Genomic DNA, 14806 nt, shown 5'->3' with positions numbered 1-14806 from the left:
CCTTTATATTCTAAGCCGTAAAAGCAGATTCACGCATAAACTAAAATTTTATATATACTAGACTTCACCCACGAATACCACCCCGGCACAGGATAAAAACACAGGCCGGCCAAAGCGATACTCCCTTGCCCACCCCATTGGTTTTTCACCAAAGCCTACCCCCGTCAGGATGGTTGAAAAAGGCCTTGAAAAAAAAGGCCGGACCTTATTTTTTTTCTGAAAAAATTTCCGCCATCATGCACCGGGCACTGCCGCCGCCAATGGTCTCTATGACGGTCAGATCCATGGGCAGAATACGGCCGTGGGCCTGGAGCCTTTTGATCTGATCCGCGTTAAACTCGTCATGGGCTTTCTGGGACATGACAATCAGGGCACGCCCCCCTGCCAAGTTGACCTGGAGGATATTGCCGCAAAAATAATTTTCCATCTGATCCATGGAGATCTCAATAATCTCAAATTCTTTTTCAAGAAAGGTGCGGACCTGGGCCCGTTCTTCTTTGTTGGGGATGCATTCAAGACAGACCACGGCATATTTATCGCCGATGCTCATCATGACATTGGTATGATAGATGGGGTTCTGTTGCAAAAAATTATTAATGTCTGATACAAGTCCGTTTTGGCACTAATTTATTTGCAGAGAGATAGTATGAAAAATGAAAACCCTTTCAAGTGGCGTCATTATCAAAAAGAAATCATCCTGTTAAATGTTCGCTGGTATCTGAGATATCAACTGAGTTACAGGAATCTGGAAGAGATGATGCAAGAACGGGGCTTGTCTGTGGATCACAGTACCATTTACCGATGGGTTCAGCGCTATGCTCCTGAAATGGAAAAGCGAAGCAGGAAGTATCTGCGGCAATCAAATGATTCTTACCGTATTGATGAAACATATATCAAGGTGCGGGGGAAAATGAAGTATCTTTACCGAGCGGTCGATTCCCGTGGAAATACCATCGATTTTCTTCTTCGCAGCAGACGTAATATGGAATCTGCCAAACGATTTTTTAAAAAGATGCTGCGAGCTTCCAATAGCTCCAGACCTCGGGTTCTGAGTGTTGACGGAAATCCTGCATATCCTCCGGCAGTAAAGGCTTTGAAAGAAAAAAAGCTTCTGAATAAGGACTGTATCCTAAGACAGAATAAATATCTGAACAATATTATTGAGCAAGACCACCGGTTTATCAAAAAGCTTGTCAGAGCTGGTATGGGGTTCAAGACATTTCATTCTGCCTGGCGGACGCTAAAAGGCTATGAAATTATGAACATGATCAGAAAAGGACAAGTTAAAAATATCAGGAAGGGAGAAATTTTAAAGCAGAAAGAATTCGTCGAAAATCTGTTTTCTTATGCTGCGTAAATTTTACGCCTGAACGATCTCTTTGTCCTGGAAATCTTTTTTGCAACAGAACCTCTTTGAGAAATTCTTTGGGAAACTGGATCTTGTCATTGTCCATGTCCAGTATCATCTGTCTGGGAATGCTTTTCACAAAATCCCGGGCCTCGGCCTTGAGCTTGAGCTGTGATTCGTTTAATAAATAGTCAAACATGGGAATGCCTTTTTTTAAGGGGTTAAAGGGGAGTCTGGCCTGCTTTTTCAATCTGTTTTTTCCGGTTGACCAGCTTTTTCCGGGTGGCCAGAATATCAAGCTCCAACAATGACAGTTCTTTTTTCCTTTCCCGGATCTGTTCCAGTTTTGCCTCGCCAAAGGCCAGGCTTTTTTCAATCTGGTCGAGTTCATCCGGCACGGTGTCGGCCATGCTGATCATCTGGGCGATTTCTTCAAGCCTGAATCCGAACCGCTTTCCCCGGAGGATCAGTTTGAGCCTGGCCTTGTTCCGGGGGGGGTAGATCCGTTGATTTCCCTTTTTCCTCTGGGGCAGGATCAATCCTTTTTCCTCGTAAAACCGGATGGTCCGGGTGGAAACGTCCAATTGGTCAGCGATCTGGGAAATGGTGAGACGCTTGGGCACTTTGGGGGGCATGGGGATCCTTTTTGTAAAAATATTAAACTTAACGTTTACGTAAACGATAGTCCTGCTTTTGTCAACTAGGGATTTGTCAGCAGGTTTTTGGGGGCTTTTAAATAAGGGCCATGGCCCTGAATTCTTCTTGGATTTTAGCCGGTGGATTTTAGCTGCTGAATTTTAAGGCTCCCAGCCTTGAATACGATTAAACGTCCTGAGCCATATTGGGGAGGATTTTAATTTGACCGTGAACCTAACTTGACACCAGAGGGCAGGCATAGGATAATTTGACCATGGAAACCATATGGATCATTGGTGCAGGGCAGTTTGGACTTCGGGCGGCCAAATGGCTTTTTAACCAGGAAAAAAAATATGAGGTCACCCTGGTGGACCTGGATGAAAACGCGCTTGTGCGGGCAACGGCATTGGGATGCTCGGTCACGGCCTGTGACGGCAGCATTTTTTTGAATGAGCATCTGACCAAGACCCATGGGCCAGACTGGATTGTGCCGGCCCTGCCGGTTCACCTTGCCTGGGAATGGTCTGTGTTGAAAATGGGAGAAACAAGACTGACCCCTGTTCTTTTACCCCAGGAGATTGACCCGCTTTTGCCCAATCCCATGCGCGGGGCCCAGACCCAGATTTATGTCAGCCATGCTGATTTTATCTGCCCGCCGAACTGCAATGAGCCGGACGATAAATGCACCAAAACAGGAAAACCGCGAAAAGAGGATATGTTTACCCTTCTGTCTAAAATAGATCTTTTGGGGATTCAACCCTTTGTGATTCAAAGTTGTCAGCTTGGCCCGGGGGTGGGGGGATATCGTCCCAACGTTTTGTTTGATCTTCTGGACAGGCTTTGTGACCACCAGGGGCCTTGTTTTGTGGCCACGGCCTGCCGCTGCCACGGGGTGGTCTCAGGGGGACAGGTCATTTCTTGACTCAACCTGTTGAAAATGATACCTCAATTCCATCAAAGCGTACCCGGAATAATTTACATATTTAAAGATAAAGGGATGAGGCGGCAAAAGGTTCTGTTGCAAAAAATTTTTCCAGGACAAAGAGATCGTTCAGGCGTAAAATTTACGCAGCATAAGAAAACAGATTTTCGACGAATTCTTTCTGCTTTAAAATTTCTCCCTTCCTGATATTTTTAACTTGTCCTTTTCTGATCATGTTCATAATTTCATAGCCTTTTAGCGTCCGCCAGGCAGAATGAAATGTCTTGAACCCCATACCAGCTCTGACAAGCTTTTTGATAAACCGGTGGTCTTGCTCAATAATATTGTTCAGATATTTATTCTGTCTTAGGATACAGTCCTTATTCAGAAGCTTTTTTTCTTTCAAAGCCTTTACTGCCGGAGGATATGCAGGATTTCCGTCAACACTCAGAACCCGAGGTCTGGAGCTATTGGAAGCTCGCAGCATCTTTTTAAAAAATCGTTTGGCAGATTCCATATTACGTCTGCTGCGAAGAAGAAAATCGATGGTATTTCCACGGGAATCGACCGCTCGGTAAAGATACTTCATTTTCCCCCGCACCTTGATATATGTTTCATCAATACGGTAAGAATCATTTGATTGCCGCAGATACTTCCTGCTTCGCTTTTCCATTTCAGGAGCATAGCGCTGAACCCATCGGTAAATGGTACTGTGATCCACAGATAAGCCCCGTTCTTGCATCATCTCTTCCAGATTCCTGTAACTCAATTGATATCTCAGATACCAGCGAACATTCAACAGGATGATTTCTTTTTCATAATGACGCCACTTGAAAGGGTTTTCATTTTTCATACTATCTCTCTGCAAATAAATTAGTGCCAAAACGGACTTGTATCAGACATTAATAATTTTTTGCAACAGAACCCCCCAAGCTCTCTTGCATATCTGGGACGAATCCCCATGGGCTTTGAGGATGTTTTCAAAGGTTGCACCCTGGGCAAATACGGGTCAGGCGAAACCGGCCCGTGTAATTCAAGAGCTGGCAGCACCCGCCCAAGTCCCACACAGGCACCTAAAAATAACAAAAGCCCCATGATGTTTAAATACGGCATCCAAGGCCCGTCACTGCCGGCCATTAAAAGGCCGGCAATCCAGACCAAGACCCAACCTATTAATTTTACCTTAAGTTTCACCCTTGACATCATCGGTATTGTTGTTTTTTTTTGTTGCATTTTTAACTCCTCGTGTATGAAATTTTTATTTTTTGTTGAAAAAACTAAACAAAGAGGGCAAAAAAATTTTACCGGTATTCCCTGCTGCTCCAAATCACCCGGCCCAAAACCCTGACCTTATCCAATGCATGGGCATCCAGATAAATGGGCTGAAAGTCGGTATTATCACTACAGAGTACGAGGGCATCAGGATGTTTTTCAAGACGCTTGACCAGGATGGTATCATCCACACCCACCGCATAAATGGCCCCTGCCATAATTTTAGTCTGGGACTGGTCAATAAGAACGGTGTCTCCTTCACGGATAAGGGGCTCCATGCTCTGGCCAAACACCTCCATGGCCACCATTGAGGCTGCCGACCCTTTGCGGGAAAGCCAAGGTGTCGGAAAAGAAAGAAATTCAGAGACCTCCTGATCGCACTCAAAAGAACCGGTTCCGGCAGAAAGCCTTGCTGCCACCTTGGGGATCTGCTTGAAATCCACTCCCCCGCCAGTCTCTGTTTGCCCGCCATCATAAAACACTGGACCGTTTCCCGTGTCCACCCATTCGGGATTCACTCTGAACCGCCTGAACAGCTTGACAATCCAATTATCAGGGATATGATTTTTGTTTCTGGCGTGGGTGATGCCCGAACGGTTGATCCCAAGTTCTTTGGCAAGCTCGGACTGGGAAGAAATTCCAGTGGATGTCATGAGACGTTGCAATAATATGTCAACTTTATTTTCCATAATTTTATACCTTCCCTTGTTGAGCTTTATTTTTACATCCCTGTTTAAAAAAAGCAACATATTTTTTAATTTTTTTTAATTAAAATTCCTGATATCCTTGGTGGAAGCAAAAAAAGAGTCAACCCAAAAAGGAAACCCAAAGGACATGAAGCTTTATATTCATATGATCAACTATTGGGAAAATGCCATTCCTGATATTAAAGAATCAAAATTTTTTAACCAGCTCAACTTTATATCCATGACCCGTGACTCAGATTATGATCTGACAACCCTTGCAGAAGAAAGCGATATTTCAGTTGTCTTTATTGACGAGCACGAACAAGGGTGCCTAAAAAAAATTGCCAAAATCGCCAAAACCAAGATCAACATGGACATCATTGCAGCCGTTGACCTTGATCATACCGACACCGGCATTCAAGCATTGCAGAGCGGGGCATCGGATTTTCTCATTCTGCCCTGTTCCTGTTCAACCTTTGAGTTTTACATCAACCGTGCCCTGGAACGCATTTATATGCACCAGCATATCTGTTTTAACGATAACTGCTATAAAAGCCGGTTTGCAAGGTCCCAGCAAAATTACCAGCAATTGTTCAACGAGGTGCCCTGTTTTGTTTTTGTTCAGGACGGAGATTACCATATCACAGACGCCAACCGTAAATTTGAAGAGTACTTTGGCCATCATATCGGGGAATATTGCTTTGGAATCTGCAAAAACAGGGATGAACCCTGCCGGGAGTGCCCGGTACAAAAAACCATTAAGGACGGGACCAATCAATCCTCTGAAATGGAAATCATATCTTCGGACGGGGTAAAACATGCCGTCCTTTGCTATACCGCCCCCATCAGGGATGATAACGGAGAGGTCTCCCAGGCCCTGGTGGTGCTCATGGATATCACAGAAGCCCGCAGACTAGAAGACCATCTCACCTCCCTGGGATTTATGATCGGATCCATTTCCCACGGCATCAAGGGGTTGCTCACCAGCCTGGACGGAGGTCTTTATCTCATGGAAACCGGATTTGATTCCCAGCGCATGGAAAAGGTAAAGGAAGGGTATCTTATGACCAAGGATATGACTTCCAGAATCAAAAAACTGGTGCTGGACATCCTTTATTATACCAAAACCAGATCCCTGGAATGGGAAAAGGTGTCATGCAAAAATTTTTTGGAAGAAACCCTGGGACTTGTGGCCATGAAAGCCTACAAAAAAGGGATTGTACTGGACAAAAAATTTGAGACCCTGGTGAATGACGATATTTTTGAAATTGATAAAAACAGCCTCCAGACCGCCTTGGTCAATATTCTTGAAAACGGAATTGAAGCCTGTATTGATGACCGTGAATCTGAGGACAAAGTCCATACCATCCTTTTCCAGGCCCGGGTGGACAAAGAAAAGGTATTGTTCCGCATTCAGGATAACGGCCAGGGAATGGACAAATCCACCTTGAAAAATATTTTCACCATCTTTTTTTCATCCAAGGGAAACAAGGGTACAGGTTTAGGCCTGTTCATCGCAAACAAGGTCATCAACCAGCACAGGGGAGAAATTAAAGTTGTGTCCACCAAAAACCGGGGCAGTAAATTTATTATTAAAATTCCAAGATCTGTTCCCATTACCGCCCGGAATATCAGAGGACTGCCTTCATATTAACCGGGAATGGACAAAAAATTACCCAATGCCGTAAACGGTTTTAAATTTTCAGGACAAACAGCAGGGCACCGCTCAAATCCGACACATCCGCCTGGAATTCAAGTGAGAGCCGATCTTCTTGTATTTTATGTTCCGAGGCCAAGGGATAGGCGTTTAATGTGGCCTGGTTTGAATTCAGGTCGGGCAAATTTAAATAGTGGCGTAAATAGGCCTTGATATGAGTTAAGCCGCGGGTCAACCCCAAGGGGGACAGGCGGGAAAAAGAATCCGGGACCATCCTCTGTTTTGTTGATACACCTGAAAACGACTTTAAATTGTAACCCAGCTCTGACATGCCGTTAAACGATATGGGCATGGGGCTCTGGACAAGAGAACGGGGAATGGGAAAAATACGGACCCTGAACCCGGGAGCGCTGTTTTCACCCCTGTCCTGGCAATGGCCGGAAAGGGTTGAAAAGGCTATCATTAAAGGCACCAGCCAAAATATCAGCCAAAAACTTAAGGTAAATTGTCTATGCATGATACGCCTCCGTATGTATTGAGAAATCTCATAATATGCATAGATCAGAGCAAAAACCGTGCAACCCTGTTTTTTTTAAAGGTCGACCCATTTGCCACGCCTTGTTGCACAGGGCGTTTAAGGTTTATTTTGTTTTATTTTCCAAAAAAAACATTAACACGGCCACCACAGCAAAAACGAAATTTCACCACCCCCATGATATATCATGGGTGAACAGAGGACCTGCCTGATTCGAGAACCTGACGAATGGTCGAGGCCATCTTCTGGCAGGTAATGGGCTTGGTCACATAGGCTGCGACCCCAAGCTCAATGGCAGCAGCCTCATCCAGGAGGTCAGAATGTCCGGTGCAAATAATAATGGGCAGATCTTTGGTAATGTCCAGAATTGCCTTGGCCAGTTCCGCACCGGTCATTGAGGGCATGGTCATATCTGTAATCACCAGGTCAAACTGGTCAGGTGCGGCCTTAAACAGGGCCAGGGCCTTTAATGGATGGTTTGATACTTTTGTCCTGTACCCCAGGCGATTGAGAAGCGTTGCATACATGTCCGTGATGGCAGGATCATCATCCACAAATAAAATATGTTCGTGGCCCGGGCCTGGTATTTTTTTCTCCCCTTCCGACAAATTTTGGGGCGGAGAAAATACCAACGGCAGGTAAACTGAAAATTGAGAGCCCTGCCCCGGTGTGCTGTCCACCTGGATCTCACCATTGTGGGCCTTGACAATACCGACCACCACAGACAGGCCCATGCCAGATCCCTTGCCCACATCTTTGGTGGTAAAATACGGATCAAAAATCCGGTCCAGGATATCCGGATCAATGCCCTGGCCTGAATCTGAAACCCGAATCCTTAGATAGAACCCGGGGAAAACCCCGTTCATGGACAACGCATCCTTTTCCAAAATCTCAATCACACGGGCTGTGACCTCTATGACACCCTTTTCATCGGGCATGGCCTGAAAGGCATTAATACAAAGATTCATAAGAATGCGGTTGATCTGGACAGGATCAGCCATGACAACGGCCATCTTGGGTATTATCATTTGCTTGATATCCACGGTGGACGGAATGCTCGACCGCATGAATTTTAAGGTATCATGAATCAGGGGAACAATATCTATGGGGTTCAGCACAGGTTCAGTTTTGCTTGAAAAACTCAATAACTGCCGGACAATGTCTGCGGCTCTCAAACTTGCATTTTTGATTTCTGATAAATTCTTATGGGAGGGATGGTCATTGGCGATCTTGCCCAGGCCCAACTCGGTATTGCCCAGAATAATGCCAAGGATATTGTTGAAATCATGGGCAATCCCCCCGGCCAGGGTGCCGATGGATTCCATTTTAACGGCCTGGTTAAGCTGGGCTTCCATTTTTTCACGCCTCTCCTGTTCCCGCTTGAGTATGATGATCTGGGAAATCAGGCTTGAAAATATTTCCAAAGGGCGTATGGTCCGGGCACTGGGAATTTCTCCGGATTTTGAATCATCCACGGAAATCACCCCGATAAATTCCCCTTTTTCATCATTCATCCGTACAAAAAGATTGTCCTCAGGGTGCCAGGCATTGTTCTTTTCCGGCACAGGGCCTTTCCCGAAACAGGTGGCCTCCTGATTCAACAGATGTTTCATTGTCTGGGGAATATAATAGCTACACCGGCCAACAGGAATTCCCTGGTCAAACACGTCGTTGTACCAGTCTCTGGAAAATTCAATCCTCCTCAGCCGCTCAACCTGTTCTTTGCCAATGCCCGCGAACCCAACAATCTCCCGAAAGGGAAACTCATCCTTGAACAGGGAAATAATCACCCGCTGATAATCTGAATAGGCCACAATGGCATTGCAAATTTTTTGGGAGACAAGCGCCTTGTCCCCCATTGAAATCACCTGGGCTGCAGCCAGGCTCAATTGTTCGGTCTGCCCATGGAGGATCTGAACCTTTTGTTCGCTTTGCCTCAGGGCGGCATCTGCATTTTTACGCTGCTGTATCTCCCGAACCAGGGAGGCATAGGCCTGGATCCATAAAACCCCCAAGACCAGAATACAGCCAAAGATAACAATAATGGCAGAATAAAAATATCCCCGCCGCTTTTGGGCCGCTTCCCGGGCGTTTTTCCTGGCCTCAGTTTCCATGTCCAATGCCTGGCCATTAAGTTTCACCCCTAATTTTCGAACATGGGAAAAGACAGAATAGGCGTTTAAAATCTGAGCTTTGTGCTCTGAAAAATCAAATGAGCCGCCCTTGTTCATTTCCTGGTCATTGGATAAAAAAAGGTTAGAAACCGTTCCCGGAACTCTCATGGCCCAGGATTCAAGGGATTCGAACAATTCTCTGACCTTGGATCTTTTGGTCAGCCGGTCCAATTTTGCAATGTTGCGTTCAAGGGAGGCCAATCGGTCATCTACTTTTTCACGATCCACCGCATCATGATACAACAAGTACAAATTCAGATGAATTTCCCCCCGGAACGCATCTGAACAGGCCTGGGCAGCAGTGCCTGAAATGGTCCTAATAGTGGATTTCCCCTTCTTCAAAACTCCGGTGCTGTCCAATCTCATAGACAACGGAAAAAAGGCTGATGCCCAGAACCAGTATAAACCCCAATAAAAAAATCGGGACAAGCCAATGGGTTTGGGCGTACAATTTTTTTTTATCCATTTTACTTCCATAAACGTCTAATGGTTAACACCAATTGGTTTAATTCAACAAATTTAAGGATACATGATACGCTTTATTGAAACAATCCCTGAGATTGGCTTGTCCGAGTCCCATATCGACCGTTGTAACTTTTTTGTAACCCCTGCTGTGCTATGAATTTTTTTAATTTTACAAACACTGACGAGTCAAAGGATTTGTCTGCTGGCCTGACCAGGCACCTCCACAGCAGACAGCGCCTTTGTCCGTCAGACAAGGGGTTTAAATCAATTATTTTGTCAAGGAGGCATGGTTTTAATGGAACTCAACAGACGAGATTTTATCAAAATTTCAGGGGTTACGGCAGCCGGGGTGGCGGTCAGCGGCCTTGGATTTGACCTTAAACCGATTAAATCCCACGCCCAGATGCTCAAAACCCAGTATGCCAAGGAAACCACCACCATCTGCTGCTATTGTGCAGTCGGTTGCGGTGCCATTGTTCATACAAGTAACCGAGGAGACGGCAGGGTCATCAACATTGAAGGGGACCCCGACCATGTCATTAACCGGGGTGCGCTCTGCTCCAAAGGAGCATCCATCAAACAATTGGTGGAAAACGAAAAACGTCTTACCGAACCCATGTACCGGGCACCCCATTCAGATAAATGGGAAAAGGTCTCTTGGGACTGGGCCTTGAAAACCATTGCAAAACGGGTCAAAGAGACTCGCGACAAAGGATTTGAAGCCAAAAACAGCAAGGGCCAGGTGGTCAACCGGGTCACCAACATGGCCTCTGTGGGATCGGCAGCCATGGACAATGAAGAATGCTGGATTTACCAGGCCCTGATGCGTTCTTTAGGCCTGGTCTATGTCGAACACCAGGCCAGGATCTGACACAGCGCAACTGTAGCGGCTCTGGCAGAGTCGTTTGGACGCGGTGCAATGACCAACCACTGGATTGATATCAAAAATTCAGACTGTATTTTAATCATGGGCTCCAATGCAGCTGAAAATCATCCCATCTCATTTAAATATGTGACAAAGGCCATGGAAAAAGGGGCCAAACTCATCAATGTGGACCCAAGGTTCACAAGAACCTCGGCCAAGGCAGATATTTATACAAGCCTTAGGTCCGGCACAGATATCGCTTTTTTAGGCGGGATGATAAAATACATTTTAGAAAACAACCTCTATAACGAGGAATACACGGCCGCCTATACCAATGCCCCCTTTATTGTGGGCAAAGCCTTTGGGTTTGAGGACGGTCTGTTTTCCGGGTACAAGCCTTCTAAACAAGGCCCTTCCACAGGCTCCTATGACAAATCCAAATGGGCCTTTGAAATGGACGGCAAGGGTATCCCCAAAAAAGACAGAACCCTGAAACACAAACGCTCTGTGTTCCAGCTTTTAAAAAAGCACTATGACCGGTATGATCTGGACAAGGTCTCCATGGTGACCGGAACCCCGAAAAAAGATCTGCTCACGGTATACAAGACCTATGCAGAATCCGGAGCAAGGGGCAAGGCCGGAACCATCATGTATGCCATGGGCTGGACCCAGCATACCGTGGGCACCCAGATTATCCGGACCATGGCCATGATCCAGCTTCTGTTGGGAAATATGGGCGTGGCCGGGGGCGGAGTCAACGCCCTGAGAGGGGAATCCAATGTCCAGGGGTCCACAGACCATTGCCTGCTCTGGCATATCTGGCCGGGGTATCTTAAGACAGCAAGGGCTTCCAACACAAGCCTTGCCGCCTATAATAAAAAATGGACCCCTAAGAGTCAGGATCCCCTGTCTGCCAACTGGTGGCAGAACTATCCCAAATATTCGGTGAGCCTGCTCAAATCCTTTTTCGGTGACAAGGCTACCCCGAAAAATGAGTTTGGATACAATTGGCTGCCCAAGGTGGATGACGACAAAGTCTATTCCTGGTTTGATCTTTTTGATGCCATGTACAAGGATAAAATCAACGGATTTTTTGCCTGGGGCCAGAATCCTGCCTGCTCAGGCTCCAACGCCTCCAAGATCAGAAAATCAATGACCCGGCTTGACTGGATGGTCAATGTCAATTTATTTGACAATGAAACCGGCTCCTTCTGGAAGGGACCCGGCATGGATCCCAAAGAGATTAAGACCGAGGTCTTCATGCTTCCGGCCTGTGTATCCGTTGAAAAAGAAGGTTCCATCACCAATTCGGGCCGGTGGATGCAATGGCGGTACCAGGGTCCGAAACCCATGGGCAACAGCTTGCCTGACGGGGATATCATCATGCACCTTGGCCATTTGATCAAAAAAGAATATGCCCGAGGCGGCAAATTCCCCGACCCCATTAAAAATCTTAAATGGGACTATGAAACCAACGGGATCTATGACCCCCATAAAGCAGCCAAGGAGATCAACGGGTATTTTGTCAAAGATACCAAGGTCAAGGGCAAGGTGTATAAAAAAGGCACCCTGGTCCCCTCTTTTGCCTTTCTCCAGGCAGACGGCTCCACCTCCTCGGGCAACTGGCTCTATTGCAACTCCTATACGGAAAAAGGCAATATGGCAGCCCGTCGCTCCAACAAGGATGCGGTCAATAAAATCGGGCTTTATCCTGAATTTGCCTGGTGCTGGCCGGTCAACCGCCGCATCATTTATAACCGGGCCTCTGTGGATCCCAAAGGCCAGCCCTGGGATGAAAAAAACTGGGTGGTCAGATTTGAAGGAGAGGTTAAAAACGGAAAATACGTATCCAAAAAATGGACAGGAGACGTGCCTGACGGCGGCTGGTACCCCATGGAAAATCCGGACGGGTCCAAACGAAGCGACTCCAAACACCCCTTTATCATGAGAAAGCACGGCCATGGTCAGATATTTGGGCCGGGACGGGCTGACGGTCCTTTTCCCGAGCATTACGAACCCTTGGAATGCCCGGTGGAAAAAAATTATTTTTCCTCCCAGATGATCAACCCCACAGCCGTGGTCTACGCCACCAAAGATGACCAGCATGCCACCTGTGACCCCAGATTCCCCTTTGTGGGCACCACCTACAGGGTCAGCGAACATTGGCAGACAGGTCTGATGACCCGGCCCCAGGAATGGCTCATGGAACTTCACCCCAACGTATTTGTGGAGATGAGCGAGGAGCTGGCCAAACTCAGGGGCATTGAAAACGGAGAACGGGTCAATGTTTCATCTGCCCGGGCATCCCTGGAATGTACAGCCATTGTCACCAAGCGGTTCAAACCCTTTAAGATCGGGTATGCCACGGTCCATCAGGTGGGTATCCCCTGGCATTACGGATGGCGCTGGCCCGCCACAGGCACAGAGGAAAGTGCCAACCTGCTCACACCACCGGCCGGGGACCCCAACACACGAATTCCCGAAACCAAAGCCTTTATGGTCAACGTGACAAAGCTGTAAGGAGAAGGATGCAATGAACAAATCATTTCTAATAGATACCACCCTGTGTACCGCCTGCAGGGCATGCCAGGTGGCCTGCAAGCAATGGCACGACCTGCCGGCGGAAAAAACCAAAAACCTGGGCAGTTTCCAGAACCCTGCGGATCTGTCCTATATGACATATAAACTTGTACGCATGACAGAACAGGTGGTGGAAAACAAGCTTCACTGGCTCTTTTTCCCGGACCAGTGCCGCCATTGCCTGGACGCCCCGTGCATGGAAACCGCAGCCGATGAAGATGCCATTTACCGGGATGAACTCACCGGGGCAATTCTTTATACGGCAAAGACAGCCGAGCTGGATGCGGATGAAATCATTGACTCTTGTCCGTACAATATCCCCAGAAAAGGACCTGACGGGACCCTGACCAAGTGCGACATGTGCAATGACCGGGTTCACAACGGCCTCAAGCCGGCCTGTGTCACCACCTGTCCCACCGGGGCCATGGACTTCGGTGACCGAGAAGAAATGCTGAGCCTAGCAAAAAAGCGGCTGAAAAAAGTCCAACAGCGCCACCCAAAAGCCATGCTTCTGGATCAAGAGGATGTGAATGTTATCTATCTTGTGGCCTTGGATCCGTCCTTGTACGCGGAATATGCCGTGGCCAGTGCCGGAGAAATGACCAGGGGAGATGCCATCCGCAAAATGATGGGCCCATTGGGCAGACTCATGAAAGTATAAACATTTATGTTTCTTCCAGGGGAGTGATCCCCTGGAAGAATCTTAAACAAATGGAAGACTTCAAGGACAAACAAAATGCCCCCAGACCTCAAGATTCCCGATCATAGCCAGCCAATCAACATTGATCTCACCCAAGAACAGATCATGAATACGGCCAATGCCCTCAGGAAAACACGGCCGGCCTATGGACCGATGATTGAATTTTACAGCCAGGTTTTCACGGCACAGGCAGAGGCCAGCCAAACCATTTCTTTGGATCCCATTGTTATTGAACCGGATATTCTGGCCTTAAAGTTCAAAAATGAAATGCCTTTGATTACCCCCAGCCAGTTTAAAATTGAGATGAACGAATCCAAAAAACTCATGGAAACAATCTGCGGTCTGGCCGCAGCCCATGCCCCCAATTTGTCCCAGGCAGGAGAAACCCTGGCCCAATGCCTGAAAAACCCCGAAAGCCAGGTAGACCTTAAAGCACTTTTTAACGCGCTTTTAGACAGCCGGGATATCAGTGATATGGCAATCCTTTACAAAATATCTCCCGAGGCCTTGGGATTTTTCGGATTTACCGCCATGGCCCCGTCCATCCAGGCCTGTTCTGCCCAACTCTCTGTATATTTAAAAGAAAATTTTGTCCAGAGCAAAGGATATTGCCCTGTTTGCGGCAGTTTGCCCAACCTTGCCTTTCTTGATGAATCAGGTAAAAAACAGGTGAGCTGCAGTCTGTGCGCCCATATTTGGCAGACCCGGCGCATGGGGTGCCTGTTCTGCGATGCCCCCCCTCAAAAACACCAGGATTATTTTTTTTCCAACGAGGAAAAAGAATACAGGGTTTACTGCTGCGATCATTGCAGGCATTATATTAAAACCGTTGATTTAAGAGAAATGGGCCGGCGTTTTTTCCCCAAGTTAGAACAAATTGCCACCCTCCACCTGGACATCAAGGCAAAGGAACAAGGATACACCCCCGGGGACAACAGCATTGGACCATATACGTAGATTTACGAT

Annotated in this window: 13 protein-coding genes; 6 read left to right on the top strand and 7 right to left on the bottom strand. The window is 47.0% G+C overall.

Going from position 1 to position 14806, the window contains the following annotated elements; genetic code table 11:
* Window positions 1-205 precede the first annotated feature (205 nt).
* Window positions 206-586: a hypothetical protein gene (locus tag HUN05_13975; protein WDP86096.1), complete on the bottom strand. Its 381-nt coding sequence runs from the start codon at window positions 584-586 to the stop codon at window positions 206-208.
* Between the two features lie 60 nt (window positions 587-646).
* Here HUN05_13975 and HUN05_13970 point away from each other — a divergent pair, with 60 nt between their 5' ends.
* Window positions 647-1357 carry an IS6 family transposase gene (locus HUN05_13970; protein WDP86095.1) on the top strand — a complete coding sequence of 237 codons (711 nt, stop codon included), beginning with the start codon at window positions 647-649 and terminating at the stop codon, window positions 1355-1357.
* Between the two features lie 212 nt (window positions 1358-1569).
* On the opposite strand, the gene HUN05_13965 is transcribed toward HUN05_13970, so the two are convergent.
* On the bottom strand, window positions 1570-1983 hold the full coding sequence (locus tag HUN05_13965) for a MerR family transcriptional regulator (protein WDP86094.1): 414 nt from the start codon (window positions 1981-1983) through the stop codon (window positions 1570-1572).
* Between the two features lie 275 nt (window positions 1984-2258).
* On the opposite strand from HUN05_13965, the gene HUN05_13960 reads away from it, so the two are divergent.
* On the top strand, window positions 2259-2906 hold the full coding sequence (locus HUN05_13960) for a potassium transporter (GenBank protein WDP86093.1): 648 nt from the start codon (window positions 2259-2261) through the stop codon (window positions 2904-2906).
* A 142-nt stretch (window positions 2907-3048) separates the two neighbouring features.
* Here HUN05_13960 and HUN05_13955 read toward each other — a convergent pair whose 3' ends face one another.
* Window positions 3049-3759, bottom strand: a complete 711-nt coding sequence (locus HUN05_13955; GenBank protein WDP86092.1) for an IS6 family transposase — start codon at window positions 3757-3759, stop codon at window positions 3049-3051.
* A 448-nt stretch (window positions 3760-4207) separates the two neighbouring features.
* On the bottom strand, window positions 4208-4870 hold the full coding sequence (locus HUN05_13950) for a helix-turn-helix transcriptional regulator (protein ID WDP88070.1): 663 nt from the start codon (window positions 4868-4870) through the stop codon (window positions 4208-4210).
* Window positions 4871-5012: 142 nt separating this feature from the next.
* Between HUN05_13950 and HUN05_13945 the strand changes: the two genes are divergently transcribed.
* On the top strand, window positions 5013-6518 hold the full coding sequence (locus tag HUN05_13945; protein ID WDP86091.1) for a PAS domain-containing protein: 1506 nt from the start codon (window positions 5013-5015) through the stop codon (window positions 6516-6518).
* Window positions 6519-6558: 40 nt separating this feature from the next.
* On the opposite strand, the gene HUN05_13940 is transcribed toward HUN05_13945, so the two are convergent.
* The 3 genes from HUN05_13940 to HUN05_13930 all read right to left on the bottom strand — a co-directional run bounded on the left by HUN05_13940 (window position 6559) and on the right by HUN05_13930 (window position 9696).
* Window positions 6559-6984 (bottom strand): hypothetical protein, encoded by a 426-nt coding sequence (locus HUN05_13940; GenBank protein WDP86090.1) that lies wholly within the window; start codon window positions 6982-6984, stop codon window positions 6559-6561.
* Window positions 6985-7241: 257 nt separating this feature from the next.
* Window positions 7242-9572, bottom strand: a complete 2331-nt coding sequence (locus HUN05_13935) for a response regulator (GenBank protein WDP86089.1) — start codon at window positions 9570-9572, stop codon at window positions 7242-7244.
* Window positions 9547-9696, bottom strand: coding sequence for a hypothetical protein (locus tag HUN05_13930; protein WDP86088.1), 150 nt, complete (start codon window positions 9694-9696; stop codon window positions 9547-9549). The genes HUN05_13935 and HUN05_13930 overlap by 26 nt, the downstream gene beginning before the upstream one ends.
* Window positions 9697-9990: 294 nt before the next feature.
* On the opposite strand from HUN05_13930, the gene fdnG reads away from it, so the two are divergent.
* From fdnG to HUN05_13915, 3 genes are all read left to right on the top strand, one after another.
* Window positions 9991-13080 (top strand): formate dehydrogenase-N subunit alpha, encoded by a 3090-nt coding sequence (gene fdnG, locus HUN05_13925; GenBank protein WDP86087.1) that lies wholly within the window; start codon window positions 9991-9993, stop codon window positions 13078-13080.
* A 13-nt stretch (window positions 13081-13093) separates the two neighbouring features.
* A complete protein-coding gene (locus tag HUN05_13920; GenBank protein ID WDP86086.1) occupies window positions 13094-13801 on the top strand; it encodes a 4Fe-4S dicluster domain-containing protein in 708 nt (235 codons plus the stop codon).
* Between the two features lie 75 nt (window positions 13802-13876).
* The gene (locus HUN05_13915; protein WDP86085.1) at window positions 13877-14797 is read left to right on the top strand and encodes a formate dehydrogenase accessory protein FdhE; all 921 of its coding nucleotides are present in this window, start codon (window positions 13877-13879) and stop codon (window positions 14795-14797) included.
* Window positions 14798-14806: the final 9 nt, after the last annotated feature.

The organism is Desulfobacter sp. (genome assembly GCA_028768545.1).
In the GTDB taxonomy this organism is placed as follows: Bacteria; Desulfobacterota; Desulfobacteria; order Desulfobacterales; family Desulfobacteraceae; genus Desulfobacter.
Note: the sequence above shows the minus strand (reverse complement) of the source record. Positions and strands in the feature narration are given on the sequence as shown.

Coding starts and splice junctions, on each gene's coding strand:
- HUN05_13915 (WDP86085.1), top strand. CDS start 13,877: ATGCCCCCAGACCTCAAGATTCCCGATCATAGCCAGCCAATCAACATT.
- HUN05_13940 (WDP86090.1), bottom strand. CDS start 6,984: ATGATAGCCTTTTCAACCCTTTCCGGCCATTGCCAGGACAGGGGTGAA.
- HUN05_13955 (WDP86092.1), bottom strand. CDS start 3,759: ATGAAAAATGAAAACCCTTTCAAGTGGCGTCATTATGAAAAAGAAATC.
- HUN05_13965 (WDP86094.1), bottom strand. CDS start 1,983: ATGCCCCCCAAAGTGCCCAAGCGTCTCACCATTTCCCAGATCGCTGAC.
- HUN05_13945 (WDP86091.1), top strand. CDS start 5,013: ATGAAGCTTTATATTCATATGATCAACTATTGGGAAAATGCCATTCCT.
- HUN05_13930 (WDP86088.1), bottom strand. CDS start 9,696: ATGGATAAAAAAAAATTGTACGCCCAAACCCATTGGCTTGTCCCGATT.
- HUN05_13960 (WDP86093.1), top strand. CDS start 2,259: ATGGAAACCATATGGATCATTGGTGCAGGGCAGTTTGGACTTCGGGCG.
- HUN05_13970 (WDP86095.1), top strand. CDS start 647: ATGAAAAATGAAAACCCTTTCAAGTGGCGTCATTATCAAAAAGAAATC.
- HUN05_13920 (WDP86086.1), top strand. CDS start 13,094: ATGAACAAATCATTTCTAATAGATACCACCCTGTGTACCGCCTGCAGG.